General features: G+C 70.0%; 20 protein-coding genes. 10 read left to right on the forward strand and 10 right to left on the reverse strand.

Annotated features, from left to right (window positions below; translation table 11 throughout):
• Positions 1-35 precede the first annotated feature (35 nt).
• The 3 genes from ACFWMR_RS31975 to ACFWMR_RS31985 form a co-directional block, all read right to left on the reverse strand.
• Entirely contained in the window at positions 36-1,121 is a 1,086-nt protein-coding gene (locus ACFWMR_RS31975; RefSeq protein WP_378381061.1) for an iron-siderophore ABC transporter substrate-binding protein, read from the reverse strand.
• 113 nt (positions 1,122-1,234) lie between these two features.
• Complete coding sequence (locus ACFWMR_RS31980; RefSeq protein WP_378381062.1) at positions 1,235-2,992, reverse strand: ABC transporter ATP-binding protein; 1,758 nt, start codon at positions 2,990-2,992, stop codon at positions 1,235-1,237.
• Complete coding sequence (locus tag ACFWMR_RS31985) at positions 2,989-4,665, reverse strand: ABC transporter ATP-binding protein (RefSeq protein ID WP_378381063.1); 1,677 nt, start codon at positions 4,663-4,665, stop codon at positions 2,989-2,991. Before ACFWMR_RS31985 ends, ACFWMR_RS31980 begins: the two co-directional genes overlap by 4 nt.
• Positions 4,666-4,771: 106 nt before the next feature.
• Here ACFWMR_RS31985 and ACFWMR_RS31990 point away from each other — a divergent pair, with 106 nt between their 5' ends.
• Positions 4,772-5,815 (forward strand): FecCD family ABC transporter permease, encoded by a 1,044-nt coding sequence (locus ACFWMR_RS31990; RefSeq protein ID WP_093932125.1) that lies wholly within the window; start codon positions 4,772-4,774, stop codon positions 5,813-5,815.
• Positions 5,816-5,856: 41 nt separating this feature from the next.
• Complete coding sequence (locus tag ACFWMR_RS31995) at positions 5,857-6,894, forward strand: FecCD family ABC transporter permease (RefSeq protein WP_093932151.1); 1,038 nt, start codon at positions 5,857-5,859, stop codon at positions 6,892-6,894.
• Here the strand turns inward: ACFWMR_RS31995 and ACFWMR_RS32000 are convergent.
• Positions 6,875-7,726: a DMT family transporter gene (locus tag ACFWMR_RS32000; RefSeq protein ID WP_093932124.1), complete on the reverse strand. Its 852-nt coding sequence runs from the start codon at positions 7,724-7,726 to the stop codon at positions 6,875-6,877. The genes ACFWMR_RS31995 and ACFWMR_RS32000 overlap by 20 nt on opposite strands.
• A gap of 41 nt (positions 7,727-7,767) precedes the next feature.
• Here ACFWMR_RS32000 and ACFWMR_RS32005 point away from each other — a divergent pair, with 41 nt between their 5' ends.
• From ACFWMR_RS32005 to ACFWMR_RS32015, 3 genes are all read left to right on the forward strand, one after another.
• The gene (locus tag ACFWMR_RS32005) at positions 7,768-8,292 is read left to right on the forward strand and encodes a DinB family protein (RefSeq protein WP_378381064.1); all 525 of its coding nucleotides are present in this window, start codon (positions 7,768-7,770) and stop codon (positions 8,290-8,292) included.
• A 17-nt stretch (positions 8,293-8,309) separates the two neighbouring features.
• Entirely contained in the window at positions 8,310-9,020 is a 711-nt protein-coding gene (locus tag ACFWMR_RS32010; RefSeq protein WP_378381065.1) for an MBL fold metallo-hydrolase, read from the forward strand.
• Positions 9,021-9,260: 240 nt separating this feature from the next.
• Positions 9,261-10,364: an LLM class flavin-dependent oxidoreductase gene (locus tag ACFWMR_RS32015; protein WP_378381066.1), complete on the forward strand. Its 1,104-nt coding sequence runs from the start codon at positions 9,261-9,263 to the stop codon at positions 10,362-10,364.
• A 10-nt stretch (positions 10,365-10,374) separates the two neighbouring features.
• On the opposite strand, the gene ACFWMR_RS32020 is transcribed toward ACFWMR_RS32015, so the two are convergent.
• The 5 genes from ACFWMR_RS32020 to ACFWMR_RS32040 form a co-directional block, all read right to left on the reverse strand.
• On the reverse strand, positions 10,375-11,070 hold the full coding sequence (locus tag ACFWMR_RS32020) for a type 1 glutamine amidotransferase domain-containing protein (RefSeq protein WP_378381067.1): 696 nt from the start codon (positions 11,068-11,070) through the stop codon (positions 10,375-10,377).
• A gap of 44 nt (positions 11,071-11,114) precedes the next feature.
• Positions 11,115-11,702, reverse strand: a complete 588-nt coding sequence (locus ACFWMR_RS32025) for a class F sortase (RefSeq protein WP_378381068.1) — start codon at positions 11,700-11,702, stop codon at positions 11,115-11,117.
• On the reverse strand, positions 11,692-12,534 hold the full coding sequence (locus tag ACFWMR_RS32030) for a DUF4397 domain-containing protein (protein WP_378381069.1): 843 nt from the start codon (positions 12,532-12,534) through the stop codon (positions 11,692-11,694). Before ACFWMR_RS32030 ends, ACFWMR_RS32025 begins: the two co-directional genes overlap by 11 nt.
• Before the next feature lie 24 nt (positions 12,535-12,558).
• Positions 12,559-14,361, reverse strand: a complete 1,803-nt coding sequence (locus tag ACFWMR_RS32035) for a phospholipid carrier-dependent glycosyltransferase (RefSeq protein ID WP_378381070.1) — start codon at positions 14,359-14,361, stop codon at positions 12,559-12,561.
• Between the two features lie 112 nt (positions 14,362-14,473).
• Positions 14,474-15,241 carry an IclR family transcriptional regulator gene (locus tag ACFWMR_RS32040; protein WP_378276056.1) on the reverse strand — a complete coding sequence of 256 codons (768 nt, stop codon included), beginning with the start codon at positions 15,239-15,241 and terminating at the stop codon, positions 14,474-14,476.
• Between the two features lie 41 nt (positions 15,242-15,282).
• Between ACFWMR_RS32040 and ACFWMR_RS32045 the strand changes: the two genes are divergently transcribed.
• Positions 15,283-16,185, forward strand: a complete 903-nt coding sequence (locus tag ACFWMR_RS32045) for an acetaldehyde dehydrogenase (acetylating) (RefSeq protein WP_378381071.1) — start codon at positions 15,283-15,285, stop codon at positions 16,183-16,185.
• Positions 16,182-17,216, forward strand: a complete 1,035-nt coding sequence (gene dmpG / locus ACFWMR_RS32050; protein ID WP_093932115.1) for a 4-hydroxy-2-oxovalerate aldolase — start codon at positions 16,182-16,184, stop codon at positions 17,214-17,216. The genes ACFWMR_RS32045 and dmpG overlap by 4 nt, the downstream gene beginning before the upstream one ends.
• Here dmpG and ACFWMR_RS32055 read toward each other — a convergent pair.
• Positions 17,207-17,800, reverse strand: a complete 594-nt coding sequence (locus tag ACFWMR_RS32055; RefSeq protein ID WP_020635037.1) for a TetR/AcrR family transcriptional regulator — start codon at positions 17,798-17,800, stop codon at positions 17,207-17,209. The two genes, dmpG and ACFWMR_RS32055, sit on opposite strands and share 10 nt — an antisense overlap.
• Before the next feature lie 103 nt (positions 17,801-17,903).
• On the opposite strand from ACFWMR_RS32055, the gene ACFWMR_RS32060 reads away from it, so the two are divergent.
• The 3 genes from ACFWMR_RS32060 (at position 17,904) to ACFWMR_RS32070 (ending at position 21,995) form a co-directional block, all read left to right on the forward strand.
• Positions 17,904-18,824 carry an oxygenase MpaB family protein gene (locus ACFWMR_RS32060; RefSeq protein WP_378381072.1) on the forward strand — a complete coding sequence of 307 codons (921 nt, stop codon included), beginning with the start codon at positions 17,904-17,906 and terminating at the stop codon, positions 18,822-18,824.
• A 12-nt stretch (positions 18,825-18,836) separates the two neighbouring features.
• Positions 18,837-19,862 (forward strand): LLM class F420-dependent oxidoreductase, encoded by a 1,026-nt coding sequence (locus ACFWMR_RS32065; protein WP_378381073.1) that lies wholly within the window; start codon positions 18,837-18,839, stop codon positions 19,860-19,862.
• A 117-nt stretch (positions 19,863-19,979) separates the two neighbouring features.
• Positions 19,980-21,995, forward strand: coding sequence for a neutral/alkaline ceramidase (locus ACFWMR_RS32070; protein ID WP_378381074.1), 2,016 nt, complete (start codon positions 19,980-19,982; stop codon positions 21,993-21,995).
• Positions 21,996-22,009 lie beyond the last annotated feature (14 nt).

The following is a 22,009-nucleotide window of genomic DNA, read 5'->3' on the forward strand; positions in this document are numbered from 1 at the left end:
GAAGGGGGCCTTCATGTACTTCCACGCTGAACGGCTCAGTTGGCCGGTTTGACCTCGGTCTTCGGGTCGCCGTCGACCGCCGCGGTGAGCTGCGGGACGATCCGCTCCAGCACGTAAGGCAGGCTCAGCACGGTCACGAAGGACACCGCGCTGCCATAGGTGCCTTCGTTCTCGATGAAGACCTCGCGCTTCTCCTTCGCCACCTTCAAACCGGTGTAGAGCGCGTCCTTGCCGAGGATCTCCTGCGCCTTGGCCGGGGTGTCGATCAGCCAGACGAGCGCGTCGCGGTCAAGCAGGTCGGTCCGCTCCGCGCTGAGGCTCTTGCCGAACTTGTCACCGATGGCGGCGTCGAGGTCGGCCGGCAGCTTGAAACCGAGCGATTCGAGGATCCGCGAGCGCGGGTCCTGGCTGCCGTAAACGAAATAGCCCTCGTAGGTCGACGCCATCAGGGCCGACTTGCCTTCGAACTCCGGGTGCTCCTTGCGGACCTGGGCGAACTTGTCCTCGACGCCCTTGACCAGCTCGTTGGCCTTGGTCGCGCGCCCGACGGCTTGGCCGACCTTCTTGGTCGCCTCCTGCCACGGGATGCCGTAGTCGTTGTACTCCTTGGGCTGCGCGACGACCGGGACGCCGATCTGGCCCAGTTTGTCGTACTGCTCCTTGGTGAGCCCCGAGTACAGCGCGATGATCAGGTCCGGCTTCAGCGCGGCGATCTTCTCGTACTGCGGCCCGTCGACATCCTTGAGGACCTCGGGCAGCGCGGCGCCGCCGAGCTTGTCGGTCGCCCACGGGGCGATGGTGCCGGGGAACTTGCCGAGCCATTCGGTGACGCCGACCGGGACCACGCCGAGCGCGAGCAACGCGTCCTGCTCGGTCAGGCCGACCGTGACGACCCGCTTGGGCTCCTGGGTGATGGTGGTGCTGCCGTACTTGTGCTCGATGGTCGTCGGGAACGCGTTCGCGTCGACCGCCGAACCGGCGGAGTTCTGCGCGGCCGGGGTGGCCGACTCGCCGCCTCCTCCGCACGCGGTGAGCGAGGCGGCCAGCACCAGGGTGGACGCCAGCACGCCGGCGGTCTTCAGGCGCCCGCGCACGGCGGAGAGAGTGGGGATTCGGGCCATCGTCCGTCCTTCTTGATCGGCGATCCGGCGGAATGCCGGATTAATCGAGATTCAGGTTTGCCTAACCTAAGACGCTGAACGGCCGATTGCAACCGGCGACGCTGCGTCCCGGGTCACGTCCGTGAACGGTTGTCCGACCAGGCCGCCCAAAGCGTCGCGTAGCGACCGCCCGAGGCCACGAGTTCGTCGTGAGTCCCGCTCTCGACGACGACGCCCGCGTCGAGGACGACGACGCGGTCCGAGGCCGCCGCCTGCGTCAGCCGATGCGCGACCACCAGGCCGGTCCGGCCTTCGAGGGCGGCTGCCGCGGCGGCTTCGAGGGTTTTCGCGCCCGCGCTCCCGGCCTCCGCGGTGGCTTCGTCGAGGATCGCGATCGGCGGATCCGCCAGCACCAGCCTGGCCAGGGCCAGCTGCTGGGACTGGGTGACGGTCAGCTGATGGCCGCCTTCGCCGACGACGGTCGCGAGCCCTTCGCCCAGCGCCTCCGCCCAGCCGCGCGCGCCGACCTTTTCCAGTGCCGCGAGCAGTTCCGCGTCGGACGCGCCAGGCTGGGCGAGCCGGAGGTCGTCCGCCAGCGAACCGGCGAAGACGTGCACCTCCTGACTGATCAGCGCGACCGCCTGCCGGGTGCCGGACGGCCCGAGTTCGTCGAGTGGCACCCCGCCGACGGAGATCGTGCCGGAGCCCGGGGTGTGGATCCCGGCGATCAGCTTCGCCAGCGTCGTCTTCCCCGCCCCGCTCGCGCCGACCAGCGCGACCCGCTCGCCGGGGGAGAGGCTCAGCTCGACGTCGCGCAGTACCGGGTGTCCGTCCACATAGGAATGAGAGATCCCGGCCGCCTTCACCGAAGCGTCAAGGGGTTTCGCGGGCCGTTCGGGTTCACGCGGCGCGGGCAGGTCGGCGACCCCGATCAGCCGGGCGAGGCTCGCGGTGGCGGCTTGCGCGTCGTCCACCAGCGCCAGCGCGGTGTTGATCGGACCGAACAGGCTGTGGAAGTACAACGCCGCCGCCGTCGCCGCGCCGACGGTCACCGCGTCGGCGCCCACCAGCAGGAAGCCGGCCGCGAGCACGGCCGAGAGGCCGACGAACTCGGCGAGGTTGAGCCGGGCGAAGAATCTCGTCATCAGCCGGACCCCGCGCAGCATCAGGTCCATGGCGCCCTCGGACCGCTGCCGGACCCGCTCCACGTGCGCGTCGGCGAGCCGGAAAGCGCGGACGGTCTTCGCGCCGCCGATCGTGTCGAGCAGTTGCTGCTGCTGCGAACCCGTCGCGATCCGCTGCTTCGCGTACAACGGGACGGCGTTGCGGACGTACCAGCGCACGGTGTGGAACTGGATCGGCGTCGCCAGCAGCGCCGCCAGGAGGAACCGCCAGTCGATGACGGCGAGCGCGCCGAGGGTCAGCACGATGGTGAGCGCCGAGCGGCCCAGTTCGGGCAAGGCGTCGCGGACCGCCCGCGCGACCACCGTGACGTCGTTGGTGACCCGGGCGGTCAGGTCGCCGGAGCCCGCGCGTTCGACCTGTTCCAGCGGGAGACTCAGCGCCCGGTCGACGAACCGTTCGCGCAGTTCGGCCAGCAGTGTCTCGCCGAGCCTCGCGGTCAGCGAGACACCCACCGCCGTCGCGATCGCCTGCGTGACGGCGACCAGGACCAGCCCCACCACGGGCGTGGTCAGTTCGGTCGCGGGCCTCTTCTCGATGACGAGGTCGACGATGTGGCCGAGCAGACGGGCGGTGAGCAGCCCGATCGCGGTCGCGCCGACGAGCGTCACGAGCGCGCCGGCCGCCCGGGCTTTCGCCGTGCGGAGCAGTTCGCCGAGGACGGCGCGGATCCGCTTGCCGTCGGCGGTGGGGAGGAGTTCCCGGGTCATGACAGCACCGCCGCGCGGTAGTCGGCGCGATCGCGGGCGAGTTCGGCGTGGCCGCCTTCACCGGTGACTCGGCCGCCGTCGAGGACGACGACGCGGTCGGTCACGGCGAGCAGCGCGGGACTCGTGGTCACCAGGATCGTGGTCCGTCCTTGTCGTAGCCGGGCGAGCCCGGTGGCGATCTTCGCTTCGGTCACCGTGTCCACCGCCGTCGTCGGGTCGTGGACGACGAGCACCGGCGCGTCCGCGGCGAGGGCGCGGGCGAGGGCGACGCGCTGTCGCTGACCGCCGGAAAGGGAGCGGCCGCGTTCGGTGACCGCGGTCCCGGTGCCGTCCGGAAGCGCCGCCGCAACCTCGTCCGCCGCCGCCGCGGCCAGCGCCTCGTCCGGGGCGGGCCCCACGTTCTCCGCCAGCGTCCCTTCGAACAGATCCGCGTCGTGCGCGGCGACCAGGACGACCTCCCGCACCCGGTCCGGGTCCACAGTGGACAGGTCGACGCCGTCGACGTGCACCCCGCCTTCGGTGGGGTCGACCGCCCGGCCGAGGCAATCGAGCAGGTCGGTCGCCGCGGCCGGATCGGCGGCGACGACGCCGATCAGCTGCCCGGCGGGGATTTCGAGGTCGACACCGCGGAGACTGCCGTACGAGACCCCGGTCAGCCGGACGGTCCCGGCGGCGGGGGACGGGAGTTCGCCGTCGCCCGCTTCGACCGACGGCGGCGTGGTCAGCAGATCGGCGACCCGGGACGCCGACGCGCGGCCCTGTGCCAGTTCGCCGTTGACCCAAGAGAAGATCAGGAACGGCGTGAGCAGGAATTGCGCCAGCCCGACGGCCGCGACGAGATCGCCGACACTGATCGATCCCGACGCCGCGAGGTTTCCGCCGACGAGGGCGACGATCGCGATGAAGATCCCGGTGAGCGCGAGCACCGCGCCGTCGTGCCAGGCCTTGGCCCGCGCGGCGCGCAAGGTCGCCTTGAGCGAGTTCTGGCTCGTGTCGCGGTAGCGGGCGACCGCGGCCGGTTCGGCGCCGATTCCTTTCAGCACCCGCAGGCCGGAGACGAGATCCGTGGCGACGCCCGAAGCGTGCGCCGAACGTTCCTGTTCGGCTTCGCTGCGGCGCTCCAGTGGCTTGCCGATGAGGTGGGCGAGGTACAGCAGCGGCGGTGTGCCCAGGAGGACGAGAAGACCCAGCGGCAGCGAGATGCGCAGCAGGGCGACCGCGCTGACCAGGACCCCGGCCAGCGCGGCGATCCCGAACGGCAGTGCCGCGTTCACGACGCCGACCCGTTGCGCGTCGCTGGTGCCGATGTTGACCAGTTCGCCGGCCAGCTTGCCGTTTTCGGCTCCGCCACCGGGATGCAGGACGCGCCTGCTGATCGCGATGCGCAGGTCGTGCGCGGCACGGAGCGAGGCGCCTTCGGCCGCGCGCGCGGCGAACCGGTAGCTGTAGGACAGTCCCGCGAAGACCACGCCGAGCACGGCGAGCCAGAACACGAGCGTGCCCGCCGAACCGCCGTCGACGGCCTGGTCGATGACCACGCCGATGATCACCGGGACGAGTGCTTCACCGCCCTGATGACCGGCGGCGAGCACGGACGCGAGGGTGACTTGGCGTCGCTGTCCGGAGATCGCCTGGCGCAGGACGCTCCGGCTGGTGGTGGCCGTTGCGGGCACCGGCGCCTCCGTTCGAGAGTGGGGAAGGTAAGGCTAGTCTAAGTAGGTAGCTCGTTGAGGTGAACTCCGGCGTTCGGTTAGCCTCGCCTCACTCGAAGGAGGTTTCGTGGTCGTCACCGAACGCGCGCCCGCCGCGGCGTCCCCGCCGAGCGCGGCGGCACGGACGTTCCGCGCCGGCGGTCTGGTGCTCGGGCTCGCCCTGCTGGGGCTCGTGTTCCTGCTCAGCATCTGGGTGGGGTCGAAGAGCATCCCGTTCACCTCCACCTGGTCGGTGCTGTGGCACAACGACGGCTCGACCGACGCGGTGATCATCCACGACCTCCGTATCCCGCGAACCCTGCTGGGGCTCGTCGTCGGTGCGGCGCTGGGCCTCGCGGGCGCGGTGATGCAGGCACTCACCCGGAACCCGCTCGCCGATCCCGGTCTGCTCGGGGTCAACACCGGCGCCGCGGCGGCGGTCGTCTCAGGGATCGCGTTCGCCGGTGTCACGAGCGTGCTCGGCTACATCTGGTTCGCGTTCGCCGGAGCGGCGATCGCCTCGGTCGTGGTGTACGTCCTCGGCTCAGCGGGACGCAGCGCCACGCCGGACCGTCTCGTGCTCGCCGGTTCCGCGGTCATGGCGGTGCTCCAGGCCTACATCGTCGGCGTGCTGCTGCTGATGCCCGAGACGTTCAACCAGTTCCGGTTCTGGAACGTCGGCTCGCTCAGCGGCCGGAAATGGGACGTGTTCCTGCAGATCTCGCCGTTCGTCGTGATCGGCGTGATCATCGCGCTGCTGCTCGCCCGGCCGCTCAACGTCCTCGCGCTCGGCGACCAGACCGGCAAGGCGCTCGGCGCCCACGTGGGCCGCACCCGGGTGCTGGGCGCGATCGTGGTGATGCTCCTCTGCGGCGCGGGCACCGCGGCGATCGGGCCGGTCCTGTTCCTCGGGCTCGCCGTGCCGCACGCCGCGCGCCTGCTGGTCGGCCCGGATCAGCGCTGGGTGCTCCCGTATTCGATGCTGCTCGCGCCGATCGCGCTGATCGGCGCCGACATCGTCGGCCGCGTGCTGAACCCGCCGGAGGAACTGCAGGCGGGCATCGTCGTCGCGTTCCTCGGTGCGCCGGTGTTCATCGCGCTGTGCCGCCGCAGGAAGCTGGCCCGGCTGTGACACCAGGCGACAAGGGGACCGCGATCAAGGAGCGCCCACCGATGACCACCCGCGTCCTGCGCACCCCGGGCGGGGGACTGTCGCTGCGCGTCACCCCTCGGGCGGCGATCGTCGTCGTGCTGCTGGCCGTCGCCGTGTTCTTCGCCGGCGCGGTCAGCATGACCACCGGCGACTACCCGCTGAGCGTCGGCGAGGTCATCCAGACGTTGTTCGGCTTCGGCGACCGGGCCACCGAGTTCATCGTGACCACGCTGCGGCTGCCGCGGCTGCTGACCGCGCTGCTGGTCGGCGGCGCGCTCGCGGTCAGTGGCGCGATCTTGCAAAGCCTGTCCGGGAATCCCTTGGGCAGCCCCGATTTCATCGGCTTCACCGAAGGCGCGGCCGCCGGCGCGCTGCTGACGATCATCGTGGTGCACGGCGGGATGCTCCAGGTCTCGTTCGGCGCGCTCGTCGGCGGCGTCGCGACTGCGGCGCTGATCGCGCTGCTCGCGTTCAAGGGCGGCGTGCACACCTTCCGGCTGATCCTGGTCGGCATCGGCGTCAACGCGATGCTCATCGCGTTCAACTCGTACCTGATCACCCGGGCCGCCCAGCAGGACGGCCTCGCCGCACAGGCGTGGCTGGTCGGTGGCCTCAACGGGCGGGGCTGGGAGCACGTCGTCCCGGTCGCGATCGCCATCGCCGTCCTGGTCCCGCCGGCCTTCGTCTACGGCCGGAGGCTTTCCCTGCTGGAGATGGGCGACGACTCGGCCATGGGACTCGGCGTGCCCGTCCAGCGGAGCCGGGTCGTGCTTCTCGGTGTCAGCGTCGGACTGTGCTCGATCGCGACCGCGGCCGCCGGACCCATCGCGTTCCTGGCCCTCGCCGCGCCTCAGCTGGCGAAACGGCTCACGCGGTCTTCCGGGCCCGGGCTCGCGGCGGCCGCGCTGATGGGCATGCTCCTGCTGGTGGTGAGTGATCTGGTCACCCAGCGGTTCCTGGCCGGTCTGCCGGTCGGTCTCGTGACCGGCGCCATCGGCGGGCTGTACCTGGCCTGGCTGCTGGTTTCCCGGCGCGGGGTCAGCCGGGCTGCGCGCTGACCGGCTCGATCGGCGCGGGCTCGCCGAAACGGGCCAGCGCCAGCGCCGCCGAGACCGCGAGCGCGAAACCGACCGCCGCTACGGCCGCGAACCCGGGCCGGGTGGTGTCGCCCAGCACGAGAACCCCGATCAGGGAAGGGAAGACGGTCTCGCCGATCACCATCATCGCGGTCGAGGTGGTGACACTGCCGCGTTGCAGCGCGGTGGCGTAGAACAACATCGCCAGCGCGCCCGCCACGCCGAGGGTGTACGTGGCCGGGTCCGTCAACAGGTCCAGCGGGGCGAGGCTGGTGAGCACACGGCCGGACAGGGCGACCACGCCGAAGCACAGCCCGGCGATCAGGCCCAGCGCCGGTGTCCGGATCCGCCGCGACGCGCGGCCGGCGAACATCCCGGCCGTGCCGAGGACGACCACCGCGCAGACCAGCACGAGCCGGAAGCCCAGTCCGGTCGCGTCCGAGCCCTCGCTTTCGGCGGACATCCCGAGCAGGGCGAGCCCGGCGCAGACGACCGCGACCGCCGTCCACTCGCGACGTCCCAACCGGACACCGAGCACCCGCGCCGCGACCGCGGTGACGGCGAGGCTTCCCGCCAGCGCCGCCTGGACCATGAACAGCGGCAGCACGCGCAGGGCGGCGACCTGGGCGACGAACCCGACGACGTCCAGCGCCAGGCCCGCGACGAACTTCCACTGCCGCAGCACCCGGACGAGAAGCCGGGGATCGACACGGTCTTCAGTGCCTGAAGTCGCCTTCGCGGCTATCGCTTGCATCACCGAAGCGACGCCGTACGCACACGCCGCGAAGAGCGCGCAAATCAGTCCCCACCACATGAAGCGTCAGCCTAGTCCTGCCCGATGTGTAAGGTGGCGGGATGTCGAACACGAGTTCGAGTGCCGCCGAGCCGGTGGACCGGGCCTGGCCCGCCGGGATCGCCGAGGACGAAGCCGGGATCCAGTGGGACTTCCTGCGCTTCCTCCGGGCCACCGCGGTGAACAAGGTCGCCGGGCTGACCAGGGAACAGGCGGTCGCGACGCCGCTGCCATCGTCGCCGCGGATGAGCGCGCTGGGGCTGCTGAAGCATCTGACCGCGGTCGAACGCTGGTGGCTCTCGATCGAAGCGGGCGGCGCCGACTTGCCGTCGCTGTGGGAAGGCTCACCGGATCCGAGCTGGGACCTGACCGAGGACGACGACCCGCGTTCGGTCGTGGCGGCGTACCGCGCGGAGTGGGCGTTGTCGGAGTCGTCGCTGGCCGGGGTCTCGCCGGACGATCGTGCGCGCCGCTCGGGGAAGTTCACCGTCCGGTGGGTGCTCGCGCACGTGCTCCAGGAGACCGCGCGGCACACCGGGCATCTGGACATCCTGCGGGAGCTGGCCGACGGCGCCACGGGAGAGTAGGGCCGTAAGGTGTCCGCATGGCTGACAGGCTGTACTTCCGGCAGTTGCTCGCGGGCCGTGACTTCGCGGTGGGGGATCCGGTCGCGACGCAGATGGTCAACTTCGCCTATCTGATCGGCGACAGGGAGACGAACGAAGCGGTCGTCGTCGACCCGGCGTACGCCGTCGGTGATCTGCTCGACCTGCTGGAAGCCGACGGCATGCGGCTGACCGGTGTCCTCGCGACGCACCACCATCCGGACCACGTCGGCGGCGAGATGATGGGCTTCTCGCTGCCGGGGATCGCGGAACTGCTGGAGCGCGAGCAGGTGCCGATCCATGTCAACAGTGCCGAGGCCGAATGGGTCCGTCGCATCACCGGCGTCTCCGGGACCGACCTGCGCTCGCACGAACACGACGACGTCCTCGAGGTCGGCGCGGTGCCGATCCGGCTGCTGCACACGCCGGGGCACACCCCGGGCAGCCAGTGCTTCCTGGTCGACGGAAAGCTCGTCTCGGGCGACACGCTGTTCCTCGAAGGCTGTGGCCGCACCGATTTCCCGGGCGGCGACGCGGACGCGATCTACCGGAGCCTGCAGTGGCTGGCCGGGCTGGACGGGGATCCGGTCGTCTACCCGGGGCACCAGTACTCGGCCGAGCCGTCGGCGAACCTCTCGCGCGTGAAGGACACGAACTTCGTGTTCCAGCCGAAGTCGCTGGACCAATGGCGGCTGATGTTCGGCGGCTGACCGCGTTTCACACCTTGCGTAGTACATGAAGGCCCCCTTCCTTGCGATAGGCGCAAGCAAGGGGGCCTTCATGTACTTGAGTGAGGGCGCAGGGACCGACCCGGCGAGCCACCCCGCGTTGTGCCCGCAGCGCCGGACACCTCCGCGTTCAGTCCTCTGAACGCGGGGGAGGCGTCCAGATCGCGGGACGCGGAGCCCGCCGATTGACCCGCCCCGCCCGGGAAGCCGAAGCTCGGAAGCGTGACGCTCAAGCTGCATTGGTTCCTGCCCACCACCGGCGACGGCCGCACGATCGTGGAGCACTTCCACGCCAGTCGCGCCGCCGGGGCGTCCGCCGCCCGTGAGCCGAGCCTCGACTACCTCGCCCAGGTCGCCCGCGCCGCCGAAGCCAACGGTTTCGAAGGCGTACTGACGCCGACCGGGACCTGGTGCGAGGACGCCTGGCTGACGACGGCGGCGCTGATCCGGGAGACGAGAAGCCTCAAGTTCCTGGTCGCGTTCCGGCCCGGGACGATCTCGCCGACGCTGGCCGCGCAGATGGCCGGGACCTTCCAGCGGCTCTCCCGAGGGCGCGTGCTGCTCAACGTCGTCACCGGTGGCGACGCTGTCGAGCAGCGCCGGTTCGGTGACCGGCACGACCACGACCAGCGCTACGCCCGCACCGGCGAGTTCCTCGAAATCGTGCGCGGGGTGTGGAGCGGCAAGCCGTTCGACTACGACGGCGAGCATCTCAAGGTCGAGGGCGCGACCACGCGCGCGGCGCCCGATCCGGTACCGCCGGTCTACTTCGGAGGTTCCTCGCCGGCGGCGCTGCCGATCGCGGCGAAACACGCCGACGTCTACCTGACCTGGGGCGAGCCGCCCGCGCAGGTCGCCGAGAAGATCGCCAAGGTCCGCGAGCTCGCCGGGGAACAGGGCCGGAAGGTCCGCTTCGGCATCCGGCTGCACACCCTGTCCCGTGACACGTCGGCCGAGGCCTGGGCGGAGGCGGCGAAACTGCTGGAAGCGATCGACCCCGAGCGGATCGCCCACACCCAGAAGCAGCTGTCCGCCAGTGAATCCGTCGGCCAGCAAAGGATGGCGGCACTGCACGGCGGGAAAACCGACGGTGGCGTGCGCGGGCTGGAGATCCACCCGAACCTGTGGGCGGGTATCGGCCTGGTGCGCGGCGGCGCGGGCACGGCTCTGGTCGGCAGCCACCAGGAGGTCGCCGATCTCATCGAGGAGTATCACGCGCACGGCATCGAGGAGTTCGTCCTCTCCGGATATCCGCATCTGGAGGAGGCGTACTGGTTCGGCGAAGGTGTCCGGCCGGAGCTGATCCGCCGCGGACTGCACGTCTAGGCGGTCCTGGTCACCGATTCTTCACGGCCGCGACCACGGCCTTGGCGACAGCGCGAGCACTGGCGGGATTCTGCCCGGTGATGAGTCGTCCGTCGGTGACCACGTACGGATCGAAGGGTTGGTCGGCGACGGTGTAGTTCCCGCCGCGGCTCTTCAGTTCATCCTGAAGGCTGAACGGGACCACGTCGGCGCGCTGTGCGGCTTCCTCCTCCGGCCAGGAGAACCCGGTGACGTTCTTGCCCTTGAGCAGCGGGTCGCCGTTGTCCAGGGTGACTTCCAGCAGGCCGGCGGGGCCGTGGCAAACCGCGGAAACGATCCGCCCGCTGTCGTGGAATCGGGCCGTCAACCCGGCCAGAGCCTGGTCGCGGAAGTCGAACATCACCCCGTGGCCACCGGTGAAATAGATCGCGTCGTAGTCCTCGGCTTTCACGTCGCTTGCCTTTTTGGTGTCCTTCAGCAGGTCCATGAAGTCGCGGTCGCGGTAACGCCGGTCCGTGCCCAACTCGCCGAGCACGTCGTGCGCCAGACTTTCGGGGTCGATCGGCACGTAGCCACCCGCCGGACTGGCGATGTCGAGCTCGAAGCCGTGCTCCTCGGCGTAGTCGTAGAAGTGAGTCAACTCGCCCAGCCACAGCCCGGTTCGCATCCCGGCCTTCTCGTACTCCCGGACATTGGTGACGATGATCAAGATCTTCTGAGCGGCCATACCTGGTGCTACCCGTTGCGCCTGTCCTCTAATCCCGTCGCGTCCTAGTCCCAGCGCTGTGAGGCGTACACGACGACGTTGTCCCGATAGGACCGTTTCGCCGCGTCGAAGCTTCCGCCGCAGGTGATCAACCTGAGCGCGCTGCCCGGCGCGGGACCGTAGACAGCCTGCGTCGGGAATTCGTCCTTCGGGTAACGCCGGACGGAGTCGACACGGAACACGACGTCGGCGCCGTCGGATCGCGCGACGCGTACCTCGTCGCCGGGCCGCAGTTCGCGCAGCCGGAAGAACGGCGCCGGTCCCGAGCGCGAGTCGACGTGCGCGGCGAGGACGGCGGGGCCGGGGTCGCCCGGCACCGGCCCGGCCTCGTACCAGCCGACGTCCGAGAACCGGCCGGGTGCCTGGAGTTCGCCTGCCGCTCCGAGCGTGAGCGGGACAAGTCCCGCCTGATCGAGGCCGATCGCCGGGATGGTCAGCCGGGCCGGCGCCGCCTTCGCCCTGGCGGGAAGCGGAAGCGGACCGGTCACGGCCGGCGCGACCGCTCCCGCCTGGGCGGGAGGAGCCGGAGCAGGCGCGCAAGCGGTGAGCGCCAGAAGTCCTGAAAGGACGAACGCGGCGCGGTCAGCGATCATGCGCCGGACGTCGCCTACCCACCAGCACCGCGATCAGGACCAGCGCGGGCAAAGCGGCGAAAGGCCACCACGGCAGGGACTTCGGGGTTGTCCCGCCGCCACCGGTCTCGACCCCGAGTTTCGGCGGGTTCGGCAGGGTGGCGCCGTCGGCGATCGCCTCGGTCTTCAGCCCGGTGCCATTCTCGGTCACCAGCAGGCTGGTCGTCGATCCGGCTTTGATGTCCACTGTGGACTCCGAAGTCGTGCCGCCGGAGGTCATCTTCAGCGACCAGCGTCCTTCGGGGAATTCCGTGTACGGCGTCGTCGAACCATACGTGGCTCCGTTCGCCACGGATTTCCCGTCCTGCCCGGTGACGCTCACCGGGGTCAGCGCGGCCGAGCCCTGGACGACGCGCACCCGTCCGTTCCCGGCCGCGGGCGCGGTCAGATCGTCCTGGACCAGCTCACCCCGCAAACCCGCGCCGGGCCCGTTCGCGAACACCAGCAGTGAGTACGCGCTCTCCTCCTTGATCTCGATCGTCGCGCTCAGCGCGGGCGGCGAGGACGCGGCCGCGTCGGCGGGCCGCATCGAAACCGTGTACGCGCCGGGGGTCACCGAGGAGTAGGGCGTCACCGCGCCGTAGCCGGCCTTGCGGATGACGACCTTTTCGGGCTTGCCGAAGGTGGCGAAGTAGATATCGACCGGCGGGACCTTGGGGGAGAGGTGCCCGACGCGGATCCAGCCGACGCCGGGGCCGGGCGCCGCGTGTGCGGGAAGCGACAGGCCGCCGAACAGGACCAAAGCGGCGGCGACGACGCCGGCGGGTCTCAGCAGGGCCGTGACGAGACGCATGGTGGGGACCTTTCTTGCCGGGGATCAGGGTGACGAGAACGGCGTGAGCAGTCCGGACGGTGGGAACAACGGGTACGTCACCAGCACTCCGCCCGGCACCCGGGTGACGGACGCGGGCTGGAACGTGGCGCGCTGACCGGTGAAGAAGTCGGCGATGGCGGCTTCGTCGTTACCGGAGACGACCAGTCGGCGCAGCGGCTGACCGGCGGCGGCTTCGCTTGGCACGGAGGGGAAATCGACCAGCCGGATCGGATGGAGGGTGGCGAGCGCGGCGGCGGTGGCGATCAGCCGGGGATCGGCCTCGCCCGCGATCAGCGCGTCCCGGGTGCGCCCTTCGCATTGGATCCGCTCCGAGGCCGCCAAGGCCGCACCGGCACGCGAACGTGCTCCGGATTCCTCCGTCTCCCCGGGTGAATCCGGGGGCTCGCCGAAGCGGGAGACGGTGACCGTGTCCTCACCGGAACCGAAGACGGCGACTTTGGTGCCACCGACGAGAACCGCCGCCGCGGCGGGGAAACGCTCCCGTTCGCGCTGTCCGGAAGCGGTCAGTACCGCCCATTCCGGGACGGCGCAGGTGACCGCGCACGAGCCGATCGGGATCAGGGAACCGGTCGGCCAGCCGTCCGCGGCGAGTTCGGTCCAGCTCGCGTCGTCGACCAGGACGACGGCGCCGGAAGCGTTGTCCTGTAACCATTCCCGCGCCTGGGTGAGCGAGGCCTCGGCGGACGGTCCCGGCGCCAGCCTGCCGAATCCGTGCGCCCAGCCCGCCACGGAGACGAGAGTCAGCACCGTCGCCAGCACGATGGCGGGCATGGGACGGCGAGCCGTGACCAGGCGATGACCGGCGGCCGGGGCGCCCGTCGCGACCGTGGCCGCGACTTCGGCGACGAGCAGCGGCGTCAGCGGGATCAACAGCGCGAGCGGGAGTTCGACGGGGATCGCGGGGAAAGCGAGGACGGCGGCGATCAGCAGCGCCGAAACGGCGAGCGGCCGTGTCCGGGGCAGGACCATCCCGGCGACGATCGCGACCATCGACAGCACGACGAACACGGGGTCCAGCACGACCCAGTCGGCGATGCCCGGCGGACGCGGCCCGGGCAGCTCCGGACGCAGCACCGGACCGGCCGGGCCGAAAGCGATACCGAGCCCGAGCGTGAACACCACGGCGGTGAACGCGACGCGGGACGCCTCCCGCCGCCGGGCGAGCAGCCAGCCCGCCGCCGGCAGCGCGAGCAGGGCCAGTGGCGACGTGAGGACACCCGCGAGAAGGCACACCGCGACGAGGACGTCGTGCCACGGCCGCGCCCGATCACGCGGTGTCGCGGCGAGGACGAGCGCGGCGAGGATCCAGGCGACCGCGAGATGCTCGACGAGCACCACCCGCTGCATCCCGATCGCGAGCGGCGACACCGCCATCAGCACGACCGCCATGGTGGCCGCCCAGAACGGCAGCCCCAGCCGTCGCGCGAGGAGCCACAGCAGGACCGCGCACAGCACGGCCGCGAGCACCGTCGTCTCGCGGACCGCCATGACCGGAACGGTGGTCCGGTCGAACGCCCGCGAGAGCAGCGCGTACCCGGCCAGCTGCGCCCAGCCGAACGGCGACGTCCCGGTGACGCCGGTGTCGGTGAAGGAAGTGAGGTGACTCAAGGCGAAGACATGCGCGACCGTCGCCGGCTCGGTGGCGGGAGACGGCGTCGGCGAGGCCAGGTTGAGCACGCGCGCGCCACCTGTGATCACGAGAAGCGTGAGCACGACGTCGATCGACAGCAGCCGGATGGCGGCCGTCCCTACCAGGCGGCGTCCGTTGACATCGACGGGAACCACTCGCGAAGCGTAGCCCCGGAAATTCGCGGTGGACACGGCTGAATTGACGACATTCTTTCGATCTTCCGAAGTCGCGCGATTTCGATCGCGTGAAAAATCAACGGATAATTTCTTACAGGGTACGAGAGAGCGCCAATGCGGCGGTCCGGACCGCGGGCGCGACCCGGTTGGTGTGCATGCGATTCGCCCAGCCGGAGATCGACAAGGCCGCCACCGCGACGCCTTGTGAGTCGAGCAAAGGGCTCGCGGCGCAGACGACGCCGACACCGGATTCCTCGCGCTCCAGCGCGATTCCCTCGTCGCGGACCTTCGCGAGCTGGCGCCGCAACAGGCCGGCGGCGGTGATCGTCCGGACGCTGACCCTGGGCAATCCCGCGTCGATCACCTCTGTCACCACGGATTCCGGGGAAAACGCGAGAATGGCCTTTCCGACACCGGTGGCGTGCGCGGGAAAACGGCCGCCGATCCGGGACGGCAACGACGGCGCGTCGGGTCCCCGGAGAATGTCGAGATAGACGACCTCGGTGCCTTCCAGCACCGCGAGATGCACGGTGTTCCGGGTCGCCTCGCGGAGATCGGCGAGATACGGACGCGCCGCTTCGACCAGTCCGCGGCGCCGCACCGCCAGCTGGCCGATCTCGAACAGTTTCAGCCCGAGCCGCAGTGCCGCGCCCTCGCGTTCGAGCAGTCCGGTCGCGACCAGGTGCCCGGTGAGCCGGTGGACGGTCGACTTCGCCAGCCCGGTCCGCCGCGAGAGTTCGGAGACGCCGAGCGCGTCGTCGCCCGGACGGAAGGCGGAGAGCAGCGCGGTGACGCGGGCGGCCACGAGGCCGTCCGCTCCGGTTCGTTCCGGGTCGTCGTTCCGCCCAGCGGCACGCATGGGTTGAGTGTGCCCTATCCGCTCGGGGAGCGTCACCTGACATGGCGCAACGGAAAGCGGTGGCCGCGATCGTCGGTCCCGGGAACATCGGCACCGACCTGCTCGCGAAGCTGAGGCGCAGCGATCACGTCGAGGTGCGGTACATGGTCGGCGTGGACCCCGAGTCGGACGGGCTGGCGAAGGCGGCCGAGCTGGGGCTGGAGACCTCCGCCGGCGGCGTCGACTGGCTGCTGTCCCGCGACGAGCTGCCGGACCTGGTCTTCGAAGCCACTTCGGCGAAGGCGCATCTGGCGAACGCGCCGCGCTACGCCGCCGCGGGGATCCGCGCGATCGACCTGACCCCGGCCGCGGTCGGCCCGTTCACCTGCCCCGCCGTCGGCCTGCCGGAACGGCTGGACGTGCCGAACGTCAACCTCATCACCTGCGGCGGCCAGGCCACGATCCCGATCGTGCACGCGGTGTCCCGGGTGACGCCGGTGCCCTACGCCGAGATCGTCGCGTCCGTCTCGTCGCGGTCGGCCGGGCCGGGCACGCGGGCGAACATCGACGAGTTCACCGCGACGACGGCGCGCGGGATCGAACTGGTCGGGGGAGCGAGCCGCGGCAAGGCGATCATCATCATCAACCCCGTCGAACCGCCGATGATCATGCGCGACACGGTGTTCTGCGCGATCGACCCGGACGCGGACTTCGCCGCGGTGACCGAATCCGTCCACCGGATGGTCGAGACCGTCCAGACCTACGTGCCGGGCTACACGCTCAAAGCGGATCCGCAGTACGACCCGCCCCGGCCGGGCTGGAGCGGGCAGGCGCGGGTCGCGGTGTTCCTCGAGGTCGCCGGGAACGGGGACTTCCTGCCGAAGTACGCCGGGAACCTCGACATCATGACGGCCGCGGCCGCCCGCGTCGGCGAGCTGCTGGCGACCCAGGAGGTGGCGGCGTGAAGTGGGACGGGATCGACCGTGAGGTCCGGCTGGTCGACACCAGCCTGCGCGACGGCAGCCACGCCATGGCGCACCAGTTCACCGAGAAGAACGTGCGCGACACCGTCCGGGCGCTGGACGACGGCGGGGTCTCGCTGATCGAGGTCAGTCACGGCGACGGGCTCGGCGGCTCGACGTTCAACTACGGGTTCTCCCTGGTCGACGAGCGGAAGCTGATCGCCGCGGCGGTCGACGAGGCACGACGGGCGAAGATCGCGGTACTGCTCCTGCCCGGCCTCGGCACGGTCGGCGACCTGAAGGTGGCGGCCGATCTCGGCGCGGGCGCGGTCCGGATCGCGACCCACTGCACCGAGGCCGACGTCTCCGTCCAGCACTTCGGCGCGGCGCGGGAGCTCGGGCTGGAGACGGTCGGATTCCTGATGCTGTCCCACATGTCCACGCCGGAAGCGCTGGCGAAGCAGGGCAGGATCATGGTCGACGCCGGATGCCAGTGCGTGTACGTCGTCGATTCCGCCGGGGCGTTGATCCTGGAGGACGCGGGCGAACGCGTCGCCGCGCTTGTGGCGGAATTCGGTGACGAGGCACAAGTCGGCTACCACGGGCACCAGAACCTGAGCTTCGGCGTCGCGAACTCGGTGCTCGCGTATCGGGCCGGTGCCCGGCAGATCGACGGTTCGCTGGTGGCGCTCGGGGCCGGTGCGGGCAACTCGCCGACCGAGGTCCTCGCGGCGACGTTCGAACGGCTCGGGATCCGCACCGGCGTCGACAAGGACGTGCTGATGGACGCCGCCGAGAACGTCGTGAAGCCCTACATCACCCGGCTGCCGGTGATGGACCGGTCGTCGATCGTGCAGGGTTTCGCGGGCGTGTACTCGAGTTTCCTGCTGCACGCGGAGCGTGCCGCCGAGCGCTACGACGTCCCGGCGCACGAAATCCTCTACCGCGTCGGCGCCGCGAAGTACGTGGGCGGGCAGGAGGACATGATCATCGACATCGCCCTTCAGCTGGTCGCCGAACGCGATCAGGGTTGACGGTCGGCCCCGAGCACGAGGCGGACGCAGTGGTCGATCAGGCGGTCGCGGCTCACCTTGAGCGAGCCGTCGAGGTAGGCGATGAAGACGTTGCTCAGCGCGCCGACCAGCCCGATCGACGTCATCTGCCGTTCCGCCGCGTCACCGTGGGACAACTGCCCGCTGACCAGTTCGGCGAAGGAGGGGAGGAGTGCGATCCCGCGGGTGGTCAGCGCGGGATCGGTGATCGGCGCGAGCAGCAGCACGCGGCCCTTGCGCGGGTCGTCGAGCATCAATCCGACGAAGGCGCGGACGGCGGCCTTCGCCCGTTCGGCGGGTTCGGCCGTGTCGCTGACGGCGTCGACCAGCGCTTGCCGCGCCTGCTCGCCGATGTGCTCGTAGACCGCGACGACCAGTTCCTCGCGGTCGGTGAAACTCTCGTAGAAGTACCGCTCGGTCAGCTTGGCGTGACGGCAGACCGCGCGGACGCTCACCCCGGCACTGCCCTGGGTGCCGAGCAGGTCGAGTCCCGCCTCGACGAGCTGTTCCCGTCGCGCGGCCTTGCGGTCGTCCAGGGTCGTGCCTGCCCAGCTCCGGCCGGCCATGATCGGCTCCTCGTCCTGAATGCAACAGTTGACTACGGCTGTTGTCAACTTTAACCTGACAACAGTTGTGGTCAATTTAACCAGCTCATTGAGGAGACCGGGGATGACACAGCCGCGGCCGCTGGGACCGGATTCGCTGACCTGGAAGTACTTCGGCGATTGGCGAGGGCTGCTCATCGCGCTCTGGGCCGGGTCCATGCAGAACATGCACCCCGAACTGGGCGCGGGCGTGGAGGAACACTCGCGGTTCTTCGAGGAGCGCTGGCAGCGGCTGTTCCGCTCGTTGTACCCGATCGGGGGAGTCATCTACGACGGCCCGCGCGCCCAACAGACGGCGTTGGATGTGCGCGGCTACCACGATCGGATCAAAGGCGTCGACAAACACGGGCGGCGCTACCACGCGCTCAACCCGGACACCTTCTACTGGGCGCACTCGACGTTCTTCATGAGCGCCATCCTCATCGCCGACAACTTCGTCGGCGGCATCGGCGAGGCCGAGAAGCGGAAGCTGTTCGACGAGCACGTGCAGTGGTACGAGATGTACGGCATGAGCATGCGCCCGGTGCCCCGGACGTGGGAGGACTTCCAGCTGTACTGGAAGCGGATGTGCGAGGACGTCCTGGAGGACAACAAGGCCACGCGCGACGTGCTGGAGATCAAGGACCTCGCGAAGCCGCATTTCCTGCCGTGGCTGCCGGATTTCGCGTGGAACCTCGTGCGCGGGCAGGTGGCGCGGAACTTCGTCTGGCTGACGGTCGGGTTGTACGACCCGCCGATCCGCGAACTGCTCGGCTACACCTGGACCGATCGCGACGAGCGACGGCACCGGCGGGTCGGGAAACTGATCAACGCGGCGTTCAAGCTGGTCCCGCGAGACCGCCGCTACCATCCTCGGGCCAGGGCGGGCTGGCGTCGTGAGCGTGGCGAACTGGCCCCGGACGCGCCGTTGGTCGAGACTCCGGCGAGGAACCTTCCGCCGCTTTCGGAGCGGGGCAAACCCGAGCACTACTCACCGAACGTCTGATTAGGAGCCTCGATGAAGCTTGGTTACCACCTCGGTTACTGGTCCTCCGCCCCGCCGGAAGGCGCGCTGGACGCGGTGTTGCGGGCCGAAGAACTCGGCTTCGATTCCGTGTGGACCGCCGAGGGCTACGGCTCGGACGCGTTCACCCCGCTCGCCTGGTGGGGCGCGTCCACGAGCCGGATCAAGCTCGGCACCAACATCGTCCAGATGTCGGCGCGCACCCCGACGGCGACGGGCATGCACGCGCTGACGCTGGACCACCTGTCCGGCGGCCGGTTCGTGCTCGGGCTCGGCGCGTCCGGACCGCAGGTGGTCGAGGGGTGGTACGGGCAGCCGTATCCGAAGCCGCTGGCGCGCACCCGCGAGTACGTCGACATCGTGCGGAAGGTCGTCGCGCGGGAGGCACCGGTGACCCATGACGGTCGGCATTTCCAGCTGCCGCTGCAAGGTGGGACGGGGCTGGGGAAGGCGCTGAAGTCCACGGTGCACCCGTTCCGCAAGGAGATCCCGATCTTCCTCGCCGCGGAGGGGCCGAAGAACGTGGCGCTTTCGGCGGAGATCTGCGACGGCTGGCTCCCGCTGTTCTTTTCGCCCAAGAGTGACGGTTTCTACCGGACAGCGCTGCAAGAAGGCTTCTCGCGCCCCGGCGCCAGGCACGGCTTCGACGACTTCGAGGTCGCCGCGTCCGTGCCGGTGCTCGTCCACGACGACGTCGAGGAGGCCGCGAGCTGGATCAAGCCGTCGCTCGCGCTCTACATCGGCGGCATGGGCGCGAAATCGGTCAACTTCCATCATGACGTCTTCGCCCGGATGGGGTACGAGGACGTCGCCGACAAGGTTCAGGAGCTGTACCTGGCGGGCCGGAAGGACGAGGCGACCGCCGCGATCCCGACGTCGCTGGTGGAGGACGCGTCGCTGATCGGACCGGCGGAGAAGATCCGTGACGAACTGGCCGCGTGGGAGGAGACCGTGGTGACCACGCTGCTTCTGCGGGGCGATGCCGCGACACTCGCGAAGGTCGCCGAAACCCTTTCGTAGAAACTCCGCATTTAGTCCTCTGAATGCGTTCGTAGGTTGCGAGGGTGAGGCCCATCACGTAGCGTCCCGGCCACGAACATGAAGTCGGTTCATGTTCGTGGCCGGGAGGTGCGACTCATGACGGTGAGCCGGAGGCGGGTTCTCGCGGGTGCGGCGGCCTTGCCCGTCGCGGCGGGTGTGCTCGGCGCCCCGCAAGCGCAAGCGGCGTCGGCAAAGGGTTTCCGCGTCGGCGCGGGCATCTCCGACGTCACCGGCCCGGCCGCCGAGAACGGCATGATGGGCTACTCGATGCCGCAGCAGCAGACCGCCGGCATCCACCTCCGCACCAGGGCGCGGGCCTTCGTGGTGGACGACGGCGCCAAGCGGATCGCGTTCGTCACCGCCGACCTCGGCGCGCTGTTCCAGTCGGTGCACCAGGGCGTGATGCGCAAGCTCCAGGCCGCGTACGGCGACCTGTACACCGAACAGAACGTCCTCCTCAACGCCACGCACACGCACTCCGCGTGCGGCGGCGATTCCCACTACGCCGCCTACGATCTGGCGATCCTCGGGTTCCAGCAGGAGGTCTACGACGCCGTCGTCGACGGGATCTTCGAGGCCATCAGCCGGGCGCACGCGAACCTCGCGCCCGGGTCGATCCGGCTCGGCCGCACGGAACTGACCAAGGCGAGCGTCAACCGCTCCCGCAAGGCCTTCGATCTGAACCCGCAGGCCGACAAGGACCACTTCCCGCAGGCGATCGACCCGGCCGTCACGGTGCTGCGGTTCAGTCAGAACGGCGTCGACGTCGGCGCGATCAGCTGGTTCGCCACGCACGGCACGTCGATGAGCAACGGCAACCACCTGATCAGCGGCGACAACAAGGGTTACGCCGCCTACGAGTGGGAGCACGACCACGCCGGCGTGCGCTACCTCGACGGGAACCCGCGGTTCGTCGCCGCGTTCCCGCAGACCAACACCGGCGACATGAGCCCGAACCTGAACCTTTCGCCGGGGACACCGGAGACGGAGTTCGAGAACACCCGCACCATCGGCGATCTCCAGTTCCGCGCGGCGAAGAGCGCCTTCGACGCCGCCGCCGAAGCCGTGACCGGCGGTGTCGATCACCGGATGTGTTACGTGGACATGTCCGATGTGGCCGTCGACGCGAAGTACACCCCGAACGGACGGCCACAGCGCACCTGCACGGCCGCGATCGGGGTGTCGATGCTCGCGGGCAGCCGTGAGGACGGACCCGGCCTGCCGCTTCCGGAAGGCGTGAAGAACCCGTTCATCGACTGGCTCGGCGGCATCGACGCGCCGATCCCGCAGGCGCTCGCCGACGCGCACGCGCCGAAGGTGATCGCGGTGCCGTTCGGCGCGATGAAGCCGTATCCGTGGACACCTGAGGTCCTGCCGCTGCAGATCGTCCGGATCGGACAGCTGCACCTCGTGGCCGTGCCCGCCGAACTGACCATCGTCTCGGGACTGCGCTTGCGCCGGACCGTCGCCGGCGAACTCGGTGTCCCGCTGGAGAACGTGCTCGTCCAGGGCTACTCCAACGCCTACAGCCAGTACGTCACCACGCCCGAGGAGTACGACTCGCAGCAGTACGAAGGCGCGTCGACCCTCTACGGCCGGTACACGCTTCCGGCCTACCAGCAGGAATTCGCCAAGCTCGCGGCCGCCATGAAGGCGGGGAAGACGGTCCCGCACGGCCCGACGCCGCGGGATCTGCGCGGCAAGCTGATCAACTTCCAGCCCGGGGTCGTCTTCGACAGCGCGCCCGCGTTCAAGAACTTCGGTGACGTCCTGGTCGACGCGAAGAGCACCTACGCCCGCGGAGAACAGGTCGCGATCGAGTTCGTGACCGGGCATCCGAAGAACGACCTCCGGCGCGGTGGCACGTTCCTGGAGATCCAGCGGCTGGTCGAGGGCAAGTGGGTCCGGCACGCCGACGACGGCGACTGGGATACGAAATACCACTGGGCGCGGACCTTCGTCGCCGAATCGAAAGCCGTCGTCCACTGGAAGATCCCCGCGAACGCCCCGATCGGCAAATATCGCGTGGTCCACTTCGGCAACTGGAAGAACGGCTGGAACGGAGCGATCTCCGCGTTCAGCGGAACCTCTCGGACGTTCGTCGTCTCCTGACATCGAAAGGGTCT

It is taken from the genome of Amycolatopsis thailandensis (assembly GCF_042723255.1).
Classification (GTDB): Bacteria; Actinomycetota; Actinomycetes; order Mycobacteriales; family Pseudonocardiaceae; genus Amycolatopsis; species Amycolatopsis thailandensis.